This is a genomic window from Desulfofustis glycolicus DSM 9705 (genome assembly GCF_900130015.1).
Lineage (GTDB): Bacteria > Desulfobacterota > Desulfobulbia > Desulfobulbales > Desulfocapsaceae > Desulfofustis > Desulfofustis glycolicus.
The window spans coordinates 104,920-120,754 of sequence record NZ_FQXS01000015.1 but is presented as its reverse complement, the minus strand read 5'-3'; the positions used below and the strand labels follow the sequence as shown (position 1 = coordinate 120,754).

General features: G+C 49.8%; 14 protein-coding genes, 1 tRNA gene and 1 pseudogene. 5 read left to right on the top strand and 11 right to left on the bottom strand.

What is annotated here, in order from left to right; translation table 11 throughout:
* The 11 genes and pseudogenes from BUC26_RS13085 to BUC26_RS13030 all read right to left on the bottom strand — a co-directional run.
* A partial coding sequence (locus BUC26_RS13085; protein WP_073375807.1) for an IS3 family transposase occupies nt 1-269 on the bottom strand: 269 nt, incomplete at its 3' end.
* 59 nt (nt 270-328) lie between these two features.
* A pseudogene (locus tag BUC26_RS24155) lies at nt 329-1,045 on the bottom strand (ISL3 family transposase).
* 92 nt (nt 1,046-1,137) lie between these two features.
* Nucleotides 1,138-2,367, bottom strand: a complete 1,230-nt coding sequence (locus BUC26_RS13070) for a Zn-dependent hydrolase (protein ID WP_073376709.1) — start codon at nt 2,365-2,367, stop codon at nt 1,138-1,140.
* On the bottom strand, nt 2,364-3,656 hold the full coding sequence (locus BUC26_RS13065) for a TRAP transporter large permease (protein ID WP_073376707.1): 1,293 nt from the start codon (nt 3,654-3,656) through the stop codon (nt 2,364-2,366). The genes BUC26_RS13070 and BUC26_RS13065 overlap by 4 nt, the downstream gene beginning before the upstream one ends.
* Complete coding sequence (locus tag BUC26_RS13060; RefSeq protein WP_084540647.1) at nt 3,656-4,147, bottom strand: TRAP transporter small permease; 492 nt, start codon at nt 4,145-4,147, stop codon at nt 3,656-3,658. The genes BUC26_RS13065 and BUC26_RS13060 overlap by 1 nt, the downstream gene beginning before the upstream one ends.
* Before the next feature lie 191 nt (nt 4,148-4,338).
* Nucleotides 4,339-5,331 (bottom strand): TRAP transporter substrate-binding protein, encoded by a 993-nt coding sequence (locus tag BUC26_RS13055; RefSeq protein WP_073376705.1) that lies wholly within the window; start codon nt 5,329-5,331, stop codon nt 4,339-4,341.
* Nucleotides 5,332-5,613: 282 nt separating this feature from the next.
* Nucleotides 5,614-7,236: an amidohydrolase gene (locus tag BUC26_RS13050; protein WP_084540646.1), complete on the bottom strand. Its 1,623-nt coding sequence runs from the start codon at nt 7,234-7,236 to the stop codon at nt 5,614-5,616.
* A 784-nt stretch (nt 7,237-8,020) separates the two neighbouring features.
* Nucleotides 8,021-8,097: transfer RNA gene (locus BUC26_RS13045), tRNA-Pro, on the bottom strand.
* A 70-nt stretch (nt 8,098-8,167) separates the two neighbouring features.
* The gene (locus tag BUC26_RS13040) at nt 8,168-8,458 is read right to left on the bottom strand and encodes an HU family DNA-binding protein (protein ID WP_279626298.1); all 291 of its coding nucleotides are present in this window, start codon (nt 8,456-8,458) and stop codon (nt 8,168-8,170) included.
* Between the two features lie 258 nt (nt 8,459-8,716).
* Nucleotides 8,717-9,511, bottom strand: coding sequence for an ATP-dependent sacrificial sulfur transferase LarE (gene larE / locus BUC26_RS13035; protein ID WP_073376694.1), 795 nt, complete (start codon nt 9,509-9,511; stop codon nt 8,717-8,719).
* A gap of 5 nt (nt 9,512-9,516) precedes the next feature.
* Entirely contained in the window at nt 9,517-10,689 is a 1,173-nt protein-coding gene (locus BUC26_RS13030; RefSeq protein WP_073376692.1) for a homocysteine biosynthesis protein, read from the bottom strand.
* A gap of 217 nt (nt 10,690-10,906) precedes the next feature.
* On the opposite strand from BUC26_RS13030, the gene pheA reads away from it, so the two are divergent.
* The 5 genes from pheA to BUC26_RS13005 all read left to right on the top strand — a co-directional run bounded on the left by pheA (nt 10,907) and on the right by BUC26_RS13005 (nt 15,824).
* On the top strand, nt 10,907-12,004 hold the full coding sequence (gene pheA / locus BUC26_RS13025) for a prephenate dehydratase (protein ID WP_073376691.1): 1,098 nt from the start codon (nt 10,907-10,909) through the stop codon (nt 12,002-12,004).
* A gap of 75 nt (nt 12,005-12,079) precedes the next feature.
* A complete protein-coding gene (gene tsaD, locus BUC26_RS13020) occupies nt 12,080-13,105 on the top strand; it encodes a tRNA (adenosine(37)-N6)-threonylcarbamoyltransferase complex transferase subunit TsaD (RefSeq protein WP_073376689.1) in 1,026 nt (341 codons plus the stop codon).
* Entirely contained in the window at nt 13,102-13,602 is a 501-nt protein-coding gene (locus tag BUC26_RS13015; protein WP_073376687.1) for a DUF2062 domain-containing protein, read from the top strand. The genes tsaD and BUC26_RS13015 overlap by 4 nt, the downstream gene beginning before the upstream one ends.
* Nucleotides 13,603-13,755: 153 nt before the next feature.
* On the top strand, nt 13,756-14,643 hold the full coding sequence (gene rsmA, locus BUC26_RS13010; RefSeq protein WP_073376685.1) for a 16S rRNA (adenine(1518)-N(6)/adenine(1519)-N(6))-dimethyltransferase RsmA: 888 nt from the start codon (nt 13,756-13,758) through the stop codon (nt 14,641-14,643).
* Nucleotides 14,643-15,824, top strand: a complete 1,182-nt coding sequence (locus tag BUC26_RS13005) for an iron-containing alcohol dehydrogenase (RefSeq protein WP_073376684.1) — start codon at nt 14,643-14,645, stop codon at nt 15,822-15,824. Before rsmA ends, BUC26_RS13005 begins: the two co-directional genes overlap by 1 nt.
* The last annotated feature ends 11 nt before the right edge of the window (nt 15,825-15,835 follow it).

Sequence of the window (15,835 nt, the reverse complement as noted above, 5' to 3'; positions counted from 1 at the left end):
AACCAGTCGAGCTCCACCTTCAGCTTGCCAATCTCGCTGTACAACAGTTCAGGTTCTCGATGTGCCGCGATCGGTGTAGGACCTCGCTTTCCTTCAAAGAGCGTTTTTGCCTGCTCTTGAAGTTCCTTCTTCCAATGCCCAACCGTAATAGGGTGGACCCCAAATTCTTGCCCTATCTCGTTGAGCGTTTTTATCCCTCGCAATGCCTCCAGAGCTACCTTGGCCTTGAACTCGGGAGTATGGAACTTTCTCTTCTTTCCTTCACTCATCTTTTCCTGTTCCTCGGGATTGCGTCTAGCTTAAACTACTGTCTTAAAACTGGGGTCCACTATAGACCAAAGATCTTCAATTTGAAAAACTGCATATCACGAAAGCCATAGGCCTGCCGTTGCAGTGTCTTGATATTGTAGTTGGTTCCCTCAAGGGGGCCAGTCGAAATAGGATAGTCGTAATAGGCAAGAATGCCGTCTTGATGCTTCTTCAGGGTGTCTGCAAACGAGACCAGCATCTTGATACCGGAGATTCTCGCGCGGCTGATCCAATCATCGAGGAATGTGGCTGCTTCCTCTTTACTGGGGGGCGACCATATAGCTGGCGGAGATCTTCTTTCAGGTAATAGAAGCGTGGCTAACGGCTCATTGAGCGCAAGCGCTTCCTGCAAACGTTATTTTTCATTGCGTTCCACCTTTAGGTTTTTCGGGTTCTTGAGCAAGAGCCGGCGAGTGCCCTTGAGCACCTTTTTGCCGGTTTCTTTGGCAACACGCTGCAGGTCACGGCGAAACACAGTCAATTTCTCGTTGAACAGTTTGACGAGATGGAAATGATCAAAGACGATAGTGGCGTCGGGAAGATAATCGGTTACCGCATAAATATAGGCGAGCGACATATCCATGGCGACTGCGGTAATCGAAGCGGAGGAACGTTTCAACTTCTTCCAGAACGGCAGCAGGGCGTCTGCCCCTTTGCCATCACCGACATAAACAACGGCCCTGGATATCAGGTCCAGGACAACGGTGAGAAAGCGCTTTTTGTTTCCGACATAAATTTCGGAACTTCCAAATGAAGCGTTCTTCTTATCGTCGAGAGCAAAGATTTTCTACTTGAAAAAATGTATGTAACGGAATCCGTAAATATATGCTAATCCTGCATACACAGTATCTTTAATACGTCTCGATACACTTCCACTCCCTTGGCAAGATCTGAATCATTTGTGTTTTCAGTCGCACAATGACTCAACCCATCAATACTGGGAACAAAAATTAATCCAGCAGGTAAGAGCTCTCCTACTATCGCAGCATCATGGGCGGGACCACTTTTCAATTCAGTACTCATATGTCCCAGCATCGTCGCAGTATTTTTGATTTGCGCCACAATGTGCTGGTCCATACTGACTGCATTGCTCTTTGAAAGTGGAAATATTTCCAAGTTAAGATCATTGTCTCTGGCAATACTATTTGCTAATTCAGTTACCGATCGAGATCCGAGCGTCAGCTTGGCATTATCTACATGTCGTAAATCAACCGTGAATGACACCTTTGAAGGAATTACGTTTCCTACATTTGGCTCGACAAAAACCTGACCGATAGTCAAGGAAAAATCTTTCCCCATCTTGTTAATTATGTCTTTTGAAGCTTGGCCAAATTCAATTAACCCAAGCATAGGGTCACGGCGTCCTGACATAGGCGTAGCTGCATGCTTACTTTCACCTTTGTAACATAGGCGGAACATGCGCATTCCAAATATGTCTGTTACAGCTCCTATAGGTACATTTTCTGACTCAAGAAATATATTTTGTTCAATATGCAATTCTAGATATGCAGAATATTTTTCTGGTTTGAGTTGTTCATTTTCTAGATTTTCCGGCACTAACCCTGATGAAATTAACATGCTATATGCAGTTATTCCATCAGTATTTTTCATATAGTGCAAGTCAGCAATAGATAAATTACCAGTAATCGATTTGCTACCGACACAGGTCGTACCAAAATTACTACCCTCCTCTTCAGCAAAAGCAATGAATTCTATATCGCGGTAAGGAGTAAAATTCTGCTCGTTGAAACTCTTCAAAATTTCAAGAGCCGCGAGGATACCGTAGCTCCCATCGAGTCTGCCGCCATTCTGCACAGTATCAAGATGCGACCCAGTAAGAATCGCTGCCTTATTGCTCTCTCCTTTTAACAAACCGTGCAAGTTACCAATACCATCCGTCCAGACTTTCACCCCGATATCATTCAGCTCGCTAGATAGCCAATTTTTCACTAGCTCTTCAGCTGAAGAATATGAAAGCCGAGTTACACCATTGTCGGGAGTATCATTATATTGAGCAAGGTGCTCGATTGACGAAAGAAATCTTTCAAAGTTAATCATAATTGTGTTCCATAGAACAAATCTGGTAAAAAAGTAACCCATCCGCCATAGAACGCCATGAGAATAATTATGCCAATATACGGTAAAAGAAACGGGATGACTCCAACCGAGACATCCTCAATTGTTGTGTTGCTGATTCGCGACGCTACGAAAAGATTAACCCCAATGGGCGGTGTCAGAAAACCTACTTCACAAGTCATTACAGTAAAGACTCCAAAGAGAATAGGGTCGATACCAAGAGCCTGAACATATGGGAAGAAAACGGCGGTAAAAATAATAACCTGAGGAACTGTCTCTATCCACATACCGGCAATTATATATATAATGCCGATAACAAGTAGAACCATCCATGTTCTACTTTCGAAAATTGCAAATATAGTACTGATCTGTTCGGGGATATCATAGAGTGTCACCATCTGTCCAAAAGCCTTGCTGGAACCAAGAATAAATAAAACTGTCCCAATGACAACTGCTGTGAACTTCAGTGATTCATACATCCCCTTCCAAGAAAGTTCTTTATAAATGAAAAGGCCAACAAAAAGACCGTAAAAAACAGCAACGGCGGCAGCTTCGGTGGGAGTAAATAAACCAGAGTAAATACCTCCAAGGATGACTATCGGTGCTCCGATTGCCCATTTCCCTGCCCATAATGCACGCAGTAATAGGCCCAAAGAAAATGCACTGTCTGAACCACCAAATTTGTATTTTACCGATAAGACGAAAGTCACCAATAGTAACAACAAAGTTAAAAATATCCCAGGCACTATGCCTGCCAGAAAAAGACGTGGAATCGATTGATCACTGGATAGCGCATAGATAATCAGCAGATTACTGGGAGGAATCATGCTACCCAAAGCTCCACCAGCAGCAGCTATGGCACCGGCAAATCTTGGCTTATATCCTTCTTTAATCATTCCAGGTATTGTGATAGAACCTATGGCAGCAGTAGTCGCCGGACCTGAACCCGAGAGCGCAGCAAAAAACATGCAGGCAACCACAGTCACCATTCCCATTCCACCTCTAAAAGAGCCAACCAAACTTTTTGATATATTTATGAGATGATTACTCATTCCTCCTCTCTCCATCAATTGACCAGCCAGTACAAACAAAGGAATAGTCACAAGAGGGAAAGATTCAAAAGCTGTATACGCTGACTGAGCCAACAGCGTCATGGGCATATCAATAATGTAGACCCCTGCAATGGCTGCCAGACCTGCTGCAAATGGAATTGGCACACCAATAGCCATCGTTACGAGGAATATAATTCCCATCAATAATGGGCCGTTCATTAGATAAGCTCCTTGTCTTTTTTGGTTATCCAGCGCACATATACTTGCACCATGCGAATAATCATCAGTACAAGGGCAATTGGAATGATCAAGTAAGGCCAGCGATTCTCAATACCAAGACCGGGTAGAATATAATGGGTCGTAAACAGTATTTTCATAAATTCGATGCTTTGGACAAGCAAAAAAACTATAAAACCAAGCCACAGCAAGTCTGCTAAAATTATAGTGGGTGTCCTTATAAATTTCGGTAGCGATTTTAGAACAAAAACAATACGTAAATGATCTTTATTACGCACTGCCAGAGCGGCGCCGAAATATACGCCTCCGATCATTCCGATTATAGAAATTTCTTCTACCCAAGCATGCGCGTCCCCAAATACATAACGGAGAACAACCTGAAACATGATAGTGCTGCTCATAGTGGCAAGACAAATGGCACATAACACTTCTTCAAAGTATTTGTCCAGTAAGCGTATTATTTTGCCAAACATTGTTTTTCCTATGTAATAAAGAGATGTTAACGATTTTAAAACAAGCACTTGCGATAGGCGTGCGTTTGACAGCTAAAAAATAAAAAAAGATGTTTTTTAGCCTGTATATCAAGGGAGGCCGGAGAAAATTATAATGAAATTATATCCTCAGAATAAAACCCCGGCTTTTTTATAAGCCGGGGTTTTATTCTTTACTTAGCTGCGTCTCTAATATCCTGTAACAGTTTTTTAAATTCTTCTGATCTATCAGCACTAAAATCGTCCTGCACCTGCTGAGCTACTTTGATGAATTCTGCTTTATCAGGGTAGGTTACTTCCATACCGCCCTCATTCGCGAGAAAAGAACGTAGTTCACCAAGTTCCCTTTCCATTTCCTTGACATGATGTTCCCCAGCTTCTTTGGCAGCACGCATTACGGCTTCACGCTGGGCATCATCCATTTTAGACAAAATACGATCACTCGCAAAAAGAGGAGTGATATAAGCGAAGTGTTCAAGGATTGAGAGATACGGAGCGATTTCATAAAATTTTTGCGCTTTTATGAATGAAGTACCGTTATCACCACCGTCAACTGTACCAGTCTGCAATGCAGGTGGAGTATCTGCCCACGCCAATGGAATCGGAGCAGCACCGAAAGCTTGCCAGGTGGCGATCATTGCCTTGTTTTTAGGAACACGGATCTTAATCCCTTCCAAATCAGCCATCGTATTGATAGGCCGCTTAGTATTGTAAAAATCACGATATCCTACACCGCCGTATGTAAGCAGCATAACACCGGTAGCGTCATAAAGATCCTGAGCAAGTTTTTCTCCCACAGGTCCGTCTAATACTTTTTTGACATGTTCCCTACTTTGAAAAACGTAAGGAAGACCCATGATATCAAAAAGTGGAAAGTGGGGTCCTACATTGACATCGGTTATAACATACATGTCTACAGTGCCCAACTGCATAGCTTTAAAAGCTTCATCTTCTGTTGCAAGTTGTGCGCAGCAGCGGACCTTGACGTTGACTTCCCCATTGCTGTATTCGTTTGCCAATTCGGCAAATTTTGTAGCAAGAAGGTCATAAGGACTTCCGAGTGCTCCTGTATAGCCCACGTTTATTGTTAAGGGTTTAGCCCATACTCCTGAGACATTCAGGCAAGCAAAAATCGCCGCTACGATAACCAATTTAACTAATTTCATAACAATTACTCCTTTTAACGTTGAGGGTTAAAAATTGAGCAAAATATCCTGTCTAAAAAGACGGGACAAACTGATAATCTGAAAGTATTTTATCACTGTTTACAAGAACCGATTATTTCTAAATTTTTTTCTTGGCGATACTAGCATCGTACATCTAATAAATTAATTGTCACTTCGATAGTTAATAATTCTGATTAGAGTGCATTTATAACGATCTTCTATATGTGTGGTTATAGTGTGTTTGTATGTCGTGATTGTAGATTCCTCTGTTGTTTAAAATTATTAAGATTCGTAAACTAATCTACCATTAGAAATGGTCATCCACACGGAGGTATCCTTGATAGTATCTTTGGGACAGCTCGTTATATCTTTACTAAGCAAAACCATATCTGCATATTTACCTGGAGAAAGCGTTCCCCTGACCTGTTCGGACCGACTGCAATACGCTGCCATGCTCGTATAAGCGCAAACTGCAGAGTATGGCGTACAGCATAAATGACCTCCAAACTGCTTCCCCGCAGAAGTGACTCGGTTCACCGCGGTATGTATAGAATGCAATGCTTGCACAGGGCGGACTGGTGTGTCGACATGGAGAGTGAATGGTAATCCCATGGCCTCCGCTTCACCAACAGGATTTATGCGATGTGCTCGTTCTTCACCTAAAAAAAGATTAGCATGACGATCTCCCCAGTGATGGATATGCATTGCGAAAAAACTGGGAACCATTCCACACCCTCTCATCCTCAATAATTGTTTTTTGCTAACTGTTTGACAATGAATCAACATATGTCGAGAAGGAAGAGAGCACTTCCTCTGGGCTTGTTCCACAGCCGTGATAATTTTTTCGATAGCTGCGTCACCATTACCGTGAATTGAAATATGATGTCCTGCACAATGATATTTTTCCACAAGTTCGGAAAACTCATCACCATCCATGATAAATTCTCCTCTCCAATCCGGCCTTCTCAGGTATGGTTCTTTAAGAGCGGCAGTCTCAACCTGAATAGACCCGTCAAGAAAAAGCTTGACCCCACCAATTGTTAACATCGATGTGAAACTTTTAAGAGGTCTGACATGTAATTTATCAAAAATATGAGAAATAGCAGAGATAAAGACCTTCAAGTTGAGCTCATTTTCCGCCTCGAGCTCTTTGTAACTACTTATTACTGTTTCGGCCCCATCTTCAAGGCCAAGACCGGCATCATGAACTCCGGTAAATCCCTGTGAGTTGTAGTCTTTGATAGCAGCTTTCAACAATATTTTATAGTCGGATGATCCTGGGACTGGTGATTTGGCGGCTATCTCAAACCAAGCGTGTTCATCCAACCGTCCGGTAGGAAGACCTTGCTCATCAAAATGAATAGTACCACCAGCAGGGGGCTTTCGATTTGAAGTAATATTGTAAAATTCAAGTGCTTTCGTGTTAAGAAAACCAACATGAGCAGAAACATGCATCACGACTACCGGCTTATCGCTGCATGCCTGATCTAGGTCTTGGCGCGTTATTTCCCTTCCATCAAGTAAACCGGTGTCGTCGTAACCATAAGCCCGAAGCACCTCGGAATCGGTATTTTCATAATGGTTTGCAATCGCTTTAACAATATCAGCAATAGTTCTGCAGTTGCCGAGAAAAGCCTGTGTTTTGAAAATTGCATACCAAGAAAGATGATTATGAGTTTCATTGAAACCGGGGAAAAGGACTCCCTGTTGCAAGTCTACGACCTTACATCCAGGTCCTGCCAAGTCGAACATGTCACGCTGACTGCCAATCGCAAGTATTTTATCGCCTTCTGTAACTAAAGATTGTGCCTGCGGTTGATTGGGATCCATCGTCACAATAATCCCGTTTTCGTATATTGTTTTCATGAATGTCCGCTGTTCAGGAGTTTCCTGTCCTAAAGACATGACTTTTTTCTTTGGTTACTTGCCAACGAAGATTGGAAATAATCTGTCCGTGCTCCACTCCGGCCAAACCTCCCATATGTGAAATTTTTGCTCCCGCCGGCACGCTGTATCTGCCTGATAACGCAGAAGCAAAAGGAAAAAGTGAGCGGGTGAACTCACTTAGTTCAGTGATACATCAGATACCACAATAATGTCAATACATATTCGAATCACTTTCTTCGGCGACCGCAGTGGATCCGAAGAAGCTCTCCCTTTGTTAGGAAATTTCATTGACTTAACGTCAAGCGTCGACAAATAAAAGATTCGAGACCTTTACGTTTTTACAAAGGTTTCAACTATCCGGCACCACAAATGTGAAATAAGTCAGGATGGAATTTTGAAATAGAATATCATCTCCTTACAACATCAAAAGCAAAAATAAACGACATAGCCGGCTCATCATGCTCAATCGAATTTACTTCTGAAATGAGAGACGAAGGGCATCGCGACAGGACGTTTTGCGAATAACTGCCAGGTTGGCCTTTCAGGCTTCACTCAAATACGACATGAAATCCAGATGAGATCTCTTTCTCGGTCTTTGAAACCTTGTGGGGCACACTAGTTGGGGAAGGTTAATGTAGTGATGGAACGCCCGGCGGGAGCAGGCTGGAGCTGCTGACTGAGAATCATGGTGGGTACGGCCCCGTCGCCGGTGCAGAGACGGGGCCGATAAAACTCGAGATATCCTTGGTGAATCTCTGTTGAAACTTAGTGAAACATTCCGCTTTCTTCAATACCTCTGAAATGGTCGGGACGAGAGGATTCGAACCTCCGACCCCAGCGTCCCGAACGCTGTGCTCTACCAGACTGAGCCACGTCCCGACTTCAGCTCAATGAATTCCAGAACTTTACGGAACTTTTCTTAACCTGCCAGGAATATCCTACTGTCTGCTCAGTTAATGGCGTCGGACAGTTTACTGCCTGCTTTGAACTTGGCGATCTTTTTAGCCGGAATTTTGATCGATTTGCCGGTCTGCGGGTTGCGTCCGGTACGAGCATCCCGTTTAGCAACGGAGAACGTTCCGAATCCAACCAAGGTAACTTTGTCGCCTTTCTTCAAAGCGTCGGCAACGGCTGCCATGGCCGCGTTCAGAGCTTTCTCTGCTGCGGCTTTGCTGATCTCGGCTGCTCCTGCGATACTTTCAATCAGTTCCTTTTTGTTCATGAATTCCTCCCTGCTGATTCGTTCTTAGCTGAGTAACAGCAACGATTGCGCTGTTCCCTTTCTCCTTGAGTATGATGCTTTAATCAAAGAAAAAACAATTGTCAAAAGAAAAAAATCATACTTTGCACAAATACAAAAGCCCTTTACAATCCTCCACACCCCTTGATTTACGGGCTTTTACGGCGAGAAACGGGATTAGCATAATTGAATCATTCCCCTTAATCAAGAATTAAATCACGAAAAATGTAAAGAATACAAAGTTTTTGCTCAAAACTATCAGCGACCTACCAGGTCGACCGCCACCGTGGCAAATCCTATTGCCTGAAAATACGCTGCTATTCTGCTGCGCATAGCGGGGTCCGCCAACCGCTTCCAGTGGGCCTCCTGAACCTCCAGATGGACGTGATCACCACGCGGTCGAACCCGGCAGCCCGGAAAACCGGCGCTGTGAACTTCTTCTTCCCACCTTTCGATTTCGCTGAGCCGCTCCCGGCTGATGGCGGTGCCGGTGGCAATCCGGGTTGCCAGGCAGGAATTCGACGGCAACTCGGCATTGGGCAACCCCGACTGGCGCGCCGCCTCGCGAATATCGGCCTTGGTGAAGCCGATTTCCACCAGCGGTATGCGTATGCCCCGCTCTTGAAGGGCTCTCAGACCCGGCCGGGTCTGATTGAGATCGTCGAGATTGGTACCGTCGATCAAGGTTGAAAAACCAAGTCGGTACATTTCCGCAAGCAGCCGGTCGTAGATCCGTGATTTACAGAGATAACAACGCTGCCGATCATTGGCGGCAAAAGCCCGGTCGGCCAAAGGATCGATGTCCACCTGATGGAACCTGGTCGTCGCCGGAAAAAAGGAGTTGATGACGTCTTCGGCAGCTAAGACCGTCTGGCGGGACAGCAGGCACGATGTCGCCAGCAGGACGAGCACCTGTTCAGGTCCCTTGGCAGTGCTGGCGGCGTGGCAGAGCAGTGTTGAGTCGACCCCGCCGGAATAGGCGACGGCAAGCTTCGGCAGCGTCCGGAGAAGATCGAGCAACTCTTGATATTTCTTTGTTACCTGGTTGCTCATCACGCTCACTGCGGTCCCGGCAACAATTGCGCCGGTTCATGCAGCAGAAACCGGCCCTGCCCGATCCAATCCTTCAGGATCTCGGCTATCTCCCGCGCCTTGACGACGCTTGACAACGGTGCCGTCGACACCGTCACGCCGTTGACGACGATCGCACCGCTCTTCAATTCCGCGTAACTGACCTCTCCGTACGTCCTGGCGATGTTGTTCGTGTAATCGTTTCCGTAATCGACCACCTGGGTATAAATATCTTCGTCACTGACACCGGTAGCCGCAGCGATTTCCGCATTGAGCATCGGAATCGGAATGCCGAGTCCGACCGCCAGTGAACAGCCATAGCCTAAAATCGACAGCCCTTTCAGCCAGGCTGCCTGCATCTGGTGCAGATCGCCCTGGACCATCAAGGTGCCGGCCGGCCGGCGCGGCACCCCGTTATCGCCTCGCGGCGCCCCCGGATTATGCTGGGTTCCGTGCCAGGTCACATAGCCGATGCCACCGCCGAGAAAAATACGGGTACCGATACCGATGGTCCGGTACAAGGGATCGTTGAGCAACGGGCTCAACTCGCCGGCACTGCAATACGTCGCATTACGACAGTGCGGCTTGAGCATACCCATATAGGTATAGACCACTTTGTCGGACAGGTTGACCGCACAATTGTAATTTTGATAGCCGTTACGAGGATTACAGAGCAGGGCATGGGGAAGATCGGCCAACGTGACTTCTCTTTTCATTTTACGTGCGGCATAACAGTCGGTACCGTACGCCTTGGCCTCAAGCAAAATCGTTTTGCCCTTGAGCAAATCTTCGATGACGTGGCCGCCGCCGTATTTGAACTCTCCGGGATACACCTTATTCAGCGGGTCGTCTTCGCATGGCTCAGTCGCCCCGAGATAGGCATCGACTGCAGCGAGGCCGCCGTAAGCCGGTACCTTGTTGAACCAGACCTGGGAGGCCTTGATAGTCGGCACCGATTGACGGAAATTGAGAAATGCTCCCGAGGAACACATCGGAGCAAACGTGCCGGTCGTAACTACGTCGATCCGCTGTGCCGCCGCCTCGGCCCCTTCCTCCCTGACAATAGTGACCATTTCCTCGGCGGTCACGACCACCGCCTTCCCGGCCTTGATCCTGGCGTTGATTTCAGCGTAGGTTTTTTCTGTCGTTTTTCGTGTCATTTTCCTGTCAACCCGATCCCATCCCGGGATGTAGATCCCATTTCAAAATTATTGCAGACCCGACGGCGACTTCCTCTGCCGGAACCGAGCCGCCCGTTGACCGCCCTTTTAATACTTGACATACATTCTTCTTTTACCTACATAATGAGAACTTGTGCTCACATCAGCTACCGCTTCGGTTCCGCCGTTAACAATCCATGTCATCCGCCGCCCTACCATGACAGACAATTCATTCGAAATCAATAAAATCAGAACCCGAATAGATGCCATCGACGACACCATTCTCGATCTGCTCAAGGAACGGATCGACTGCGCCAAGGCCATCGGCCGTCTCAAAGACGAGGAAAAACGCGCCAAATGGGATCCTCTGCGGGAACGGGAAATCTATAACCGGCTGATCAAGGCGAACAAAGGAGTCTTTCCGGAACCAGCGCTGCGTTCCATCTTTCATGAGATCATTACCAGTTGCCGGCTTTCCCAGAAAAAAATTCTGGTCGCCTATCTCGGTCCCGAGGCCACGTTCACCCATCTTGCCGGCGTCAAATACTTCGGTCAGGCAGCTGATTTCAAAGCGATGGAGTCGATCGACGAGGTCTTTGCCGAAGTGGAGAAAGGTCGTACCGCCTACGGCATCGTCCCGGTAGAAAATTCCATCGAAGGCGCCGTCTACTCGACCCTCGATTCCTTCATGAAGTACCGGGTCAAAATTTGCGGTGAAGTACGACTGGAAATCAGTCATAATCTGGTCTGCAAATCGGGCAATATTGAAGACATTCAGACCGTTGCCTCACACGCGCAGCCGCTCGCCCAATGCCGTGAGTGGCTCAAGAAAAATCTGCCGTCCATCCCGACCCTGCCGGTCTTCTCAACAAGTGCCGCCGCCCAGATGGCCGCTAATAATCCCAATATTGGCGCCATCGCCTCGTCGCTCGCGATCAAGACCTACGAACTGCAGGTGGTCGTCAAGGGGATCGAGGATTACCAGGGCAACACCACCCGGTTTCTGGTGATCGGCACGAAATCGCCGGAGTATACCGGCGCCGATAGAACGTCCCTTTTGATCGGTACCATCGATCGACCCGGCGCCCTGAACAAGATCCTCACCGTGCTCTCCGAGGAAGGTATCAACCTGGCCAAAATCGAATCGCGACCGATCAAAGGCAAGAACTGGCAATACGTCTTTTTTCTCGATATGATGGGACACATGGAGGAAGAACGGATCAGAAAAGGATGCGAACGAATCCGCAACAAATGCTCGTATTTCGAATGGCTCGGATCGTATCCGACCGGCGGCGAAACGACTACCGATCTGTAAGCGCGGTCGTCCCCGAATTAATCCTGGCCGGGCTCGACGGTGCACCGCACTCGGCCGGGCCCCCGATAAAGACAGATGATTACGCTCGGTATTGAAAGCTCCTGCGATGACACCGCCGCCGCCGTTCTCGATGATGACGACACCATTCGTGCCAACGTGGTATCCGGCCAGGATACTATCCATGCCCGTTTTGGCGGCGTGGTACCGGAGTTGGCCTCACGGCGTCACATGGAAGCCATCACCGTTGTCGTCGACGAGGCATTGCGAAGGGCGGCGCTTGACCTGCGCGACATTGACCTGATCGCCGCCACCCAGGGGCCGGGACTGATCGGTTCATTGCTGGTCGGTTTCTCCTACGCCAAGGCCCTCGCCTTTACCACCGGTCGACCGTTTGTCGGTGTCGATCATATGGCCGGCCACCTGCTCTCCGCTTTCCTCGAACCGGTCAAGCCCTGCTTTCCGTATCTCGCACTGATCGTCTCCGGCGGCACCACCGCGTTGTTCAGAGTCGACGATTTCTTCACTTTTACACTGCTCGGGCGCACCCGAGACGACGCGGCCGGGGAGGCCTTCGACAAGGTCGCTCGTCTGCTCGGTATCGGCTATCCCGGCGGCCCGGCAATCTCGCGTTACGCACGGCAGGGAGACGCTGAGCGATTCGTGCTACCCCGGGCCTGGCTCGAGGAAGGGTCGCTCGATTTCAGCTTCAGTGGCCTGAAAACCGCCGTTCTTAACCAATACCGGCAGATCGGTGACCACCGGGACGATCGATTGCTCGCCGACCTCTGCGCCTCATTCGAGCAGGCGGTGGTAGATGTTCTGGTCAGCAAATCCCTTCTTGCCGCCAAGCAGTTGGCTGTTTCCTCTTTGGTTCTGGGCGGCGGTGTCTCGGCCAATACCGCATTACGCACGATCCTGACCGATCGCTGCCGAGCCGCAGGCCTGCAGCTGTATCTGCCGGCGGTGCAGCATTGCACCGATAACGCGGCGATGATCGCTTTTGCCGGCAGGAAATGGCTGCAGCAGAAGGGACCGGGAAGCTGGTCGGATGATGTGTTCAGCCGATCACAACTCGGCCAGGTTAGCCAAACCTTCCGATGAACCTCGTCCGGACGACTCGCTTTTTTTATTTAAAAATCCTGCGCATCAGGGGCAATCCCCATGCCATTGCACTGGGTGCAGCGATCGGGATTTTTGTCGGCATGACGCCGACCATCCCCCTGCACACCGCGATTATTTTCATCCTCTGCCTGCTGGCCAGAGCCTCCTTTCTGTCAGGTCTGCTCACCAGCTGGCTAATCTGCAACCCGCTGACCTCGCTGCCCCTCTACTTTTTGGCGCTTCGCATCGGCAACCTGGTCACCCCCTACGAAGTAGACTGGCAAAGAATCAAGTCGGCAGCAACCGTTGTCTTCTCCGACGCCTCGCTGGCCACCCGGTTCAACATCCTTGGCGAAATGAGCACCGAAGCGGCGGCCGTCATGCTGAGCGGTGGCATCCTGCTCGCCCTACCGTTTGGCCTGTCGAGCTACTACCTGTTTTACCGCCTCGTTCTGCGCTATCAGCGCAGACGTTACGATAAGCACCTTCTTCACTAACCTCCATGAACGGGAGTCTCAACGAACAATGAACATCTTCGCCACGACCGGCAATTACGGACGACTGTACGGCAGAGAACCGGCCGCAGGGAGAGCCGAGCTGCCCGGAACTACCGTTTTGTATCCAACTCTCATCTGCGACGGAACGAGACGGTGAGCCGACCTGCCTCGGTAAAGACCACGCTGGCCGACCACCGACTCGCCCCGTCAAAGCGGCTCGGCCAGAATTTTCTGATCCATCCCAGTACCGCCGAGGCGATTGTCGCCGCCGCCGGCTTTGCTGCCAACGACCGGGTCATCGAAGTCGGGGTCGGCCTCGGCGCCCTGACCATTCCTCTGGCAGCCGCGGTGGCTGCGGTCACCGGCATCGAGATCGACCAAGGTCTGGTCCGCTATCACGAAAAACACCAGCTTTTACCGGCAAACGTAACACTGCTCCATGGCGATATCCTCCGCCTTGACCTGTCCGTATTGCAGGGACCGTCCAACGAGCGGTTGAAAATCATCGCCAATCTGCCCTATTCGATTTCCAACCCGTTTATCTTTCGCCTGATCGAGCTGCGTGAATCTGTCGACCAGGTCGTGGTCATGCTGCAAAAAGAAGTGGCGGATCGACTCCGTGCCGTGCCGAACACCAAATCCTACGGCATACCGACGGTGCTGCTTGGCTGTTGCGCCCGAGTACAACGGCTGATGACCCTGGATCGTAACCAGTTTCATCCGCGGCCGAAAATCGACTCAGAGGTGATTCGCATCAGTTTTTTTCAGCCCCAGCCGGACAACCACCTGTTTCACACCATACAGCATCTCGTTCGCGCAGCCTTTGCCAATCGACGCAAAACGCTGCTAAACAACCTACTGGCGGCAGCAGGAGGCGGAAAAACAGCAGCGGACCGGAGCTTGACGAACAGGGAAGATGCACGAAGCCGCTTTTCCCGGGCCATCGACTCCCTCGGCCTGCCGCTGACCGTGCGCGGGGAAGCGCTCAGCATCGAGCAGTTTCGGATCCTCGCCGCCGCCCTGGACGACGGGGCCCGCTGATGCAGGATTTCGTCTTTCATCAACCGGTCAAGGTCATTTTCGGTCGCCGGGCTCTGGCCGCACTGACAGCTGAGCTGAATCCATGGAGCGACGGACCGGTCCTGCTCGTCCATGGCTGCCGGTCAAGCAAGGCATCCGGACTGTACCAACAACTCTGTACGATCCTGACGGACGGTGGCCTCCGCTTTGTCGAACACGGTTCTGTGCAACCCAACCCGCTGCTCAACCACGTTCATCGGGGCATCGATACGGCCCGGAACAACGCGTGCAGCGCAGTGCTGGCGGTGGGCGGCGGTTCGGTAATCGATTCCGCCAAGGCGATAGCTGCCGGTGCCTGCGTCGATCACGATATCTGGAAGTGCTTCACCGGCAAGAAAAGCATCCGTCGCAGTCTGCCGCTGATTTGCATTCCAACCATCGCCGGTTCCGGCTCGGATATGAACGGCGGCATGGTCCTGACTCACGACGGTAAGCAGCGAAAATTCGGTTTTGCCCACCGGTTGTTGCTGCCGCGGGTCAGCCTTGTCGATCCGTCGCTGACATTTTCGGTGCTGCCGCAACAAACCGCCTGGGGAGCGGTCGACATCATCGCCCATTGTCTAGAGATCTACCTGACCGGGGCAATCGACGAGGCACCGCTGCAACGAAATTTTCTCGAAGGTATCTGCCGGACGACGATGGCTGCCTGCCGGCGATTACAGACCGAGCCCCATTCCTATGATGACCGGGCAACCATGCTCTGGGCGGCGTCGCTGGCATTGTCGGGCATCACCACCGCCGGGGTCGGTCGTATTGCGATGGAGCTGCACCTGCTCGAACACGCCCTGTCGGTCCGGCAGGATATTGCCCATGGCGCCGGTTTAGCGGCACTGTTGCCCGGCTGGCTCAGGTTTCGCGGTCCGATAGTGCACCGGCGTCTGGCAACCTTTGGTCGAGCGGTATGGGGACTTGAAGAAAACAACGATGATAAAGCAGCGGCCATGACCATCGAGGAATTCGAGGTCTTTTTCTCCGCCATCGGCTGCTCGTGTTCACTGGCATCATGGGGGATCAACGAGGACCGGTTGCCGGAGCTAATCGCTCATTGCCGGGAGCAGGCACGCATCTGGCGTCTGTCTGAGATGACGGACGAAGTCGTCAATGGTGCCTATCGTTGCTGTTTTTCCAACGCATCGAGCTGAAACGCGGCGCT

Excerpts from the sequence above, each read along its gene's own strand:
- BUC26_RS13070 (WP_073376709.1), bottom strand. The coding sequence starts at position 2,367 with ATGATTAACTTTGAAAGATTTCTTTCGTCAATCGAGCACCTTGCTCAA.
- BUC26_RS13065 (WP_073376707.1), bottom strand. The coding sequence starts at position 3,656 with ATGAACGGCCCATTATTGATGGGAATTATATTCCTCGTAACGATGGCT.
- BUC26_RS13060 (WP_084540647.1), bottom strand. The coding sequence starts at position 4,147 with ATGTTTGGCAAAATAATACGCTTACTGGACAAATACTTTGAAGAAGTG.
- BUC26_RS13055 (WP_073376705.1), bottom strand. The coding sequence starts at position 5,331 with ATGAAATTAGTTAAATTGGTTATCGTAGCGGCGATTTTTGCTTGCCTG.
- BUC26_RS13050 (WP_084540646.1), bottom strand. The coding sequence starts at position 7,236 with ATGTCTTTAGGACAGGAAACTCCTGAACAGCGGACATTCATGAAAACA.
- larE (WP_073376694.1), bottom strand. The coding sequence starts at position 9,511 with ATGAGCAACCAGGTAACAAAGAAATATCAAGAGTTGCTCGATCTTCTC.
- BUC26_RS13030 (WP_073376692.1), bottom strand. The coding sequence starts at position 10,689 with ATGACACGAAAAACGACAGAAAAAACCTACGCTGAAATCAACGCCAGG.
- pheA (WP_073376691.1), top strand. The coding sequence starts at position 10,907 with ATGACAGACAATTCATTCGAAATCAATAAAATCAGAACCCGAATAGAT.
- tsaD (WP_073376689.1), top strand. The coding sequence starts at position 12,080 with ATGATTACGCTCGGTATTGAAAGCTCCTGCGATGACACCGCCGCCGCC.
- BUC26_RS13015 (WP_073376687.1), top strand. The coding sequence starts at position 13,102 with ATGAACCTCGTCCGGACGACTCGCTTTTTTTATTTAAAAATCCTGCGC.
- BUC26_RS13005 (WP_073376684.1), top strand. The coding sequence starts at position 14,643 with ATGCAGGATTTCGTCTTTCATCAACCGGTCAAGGTCATTTTCGGTCGC.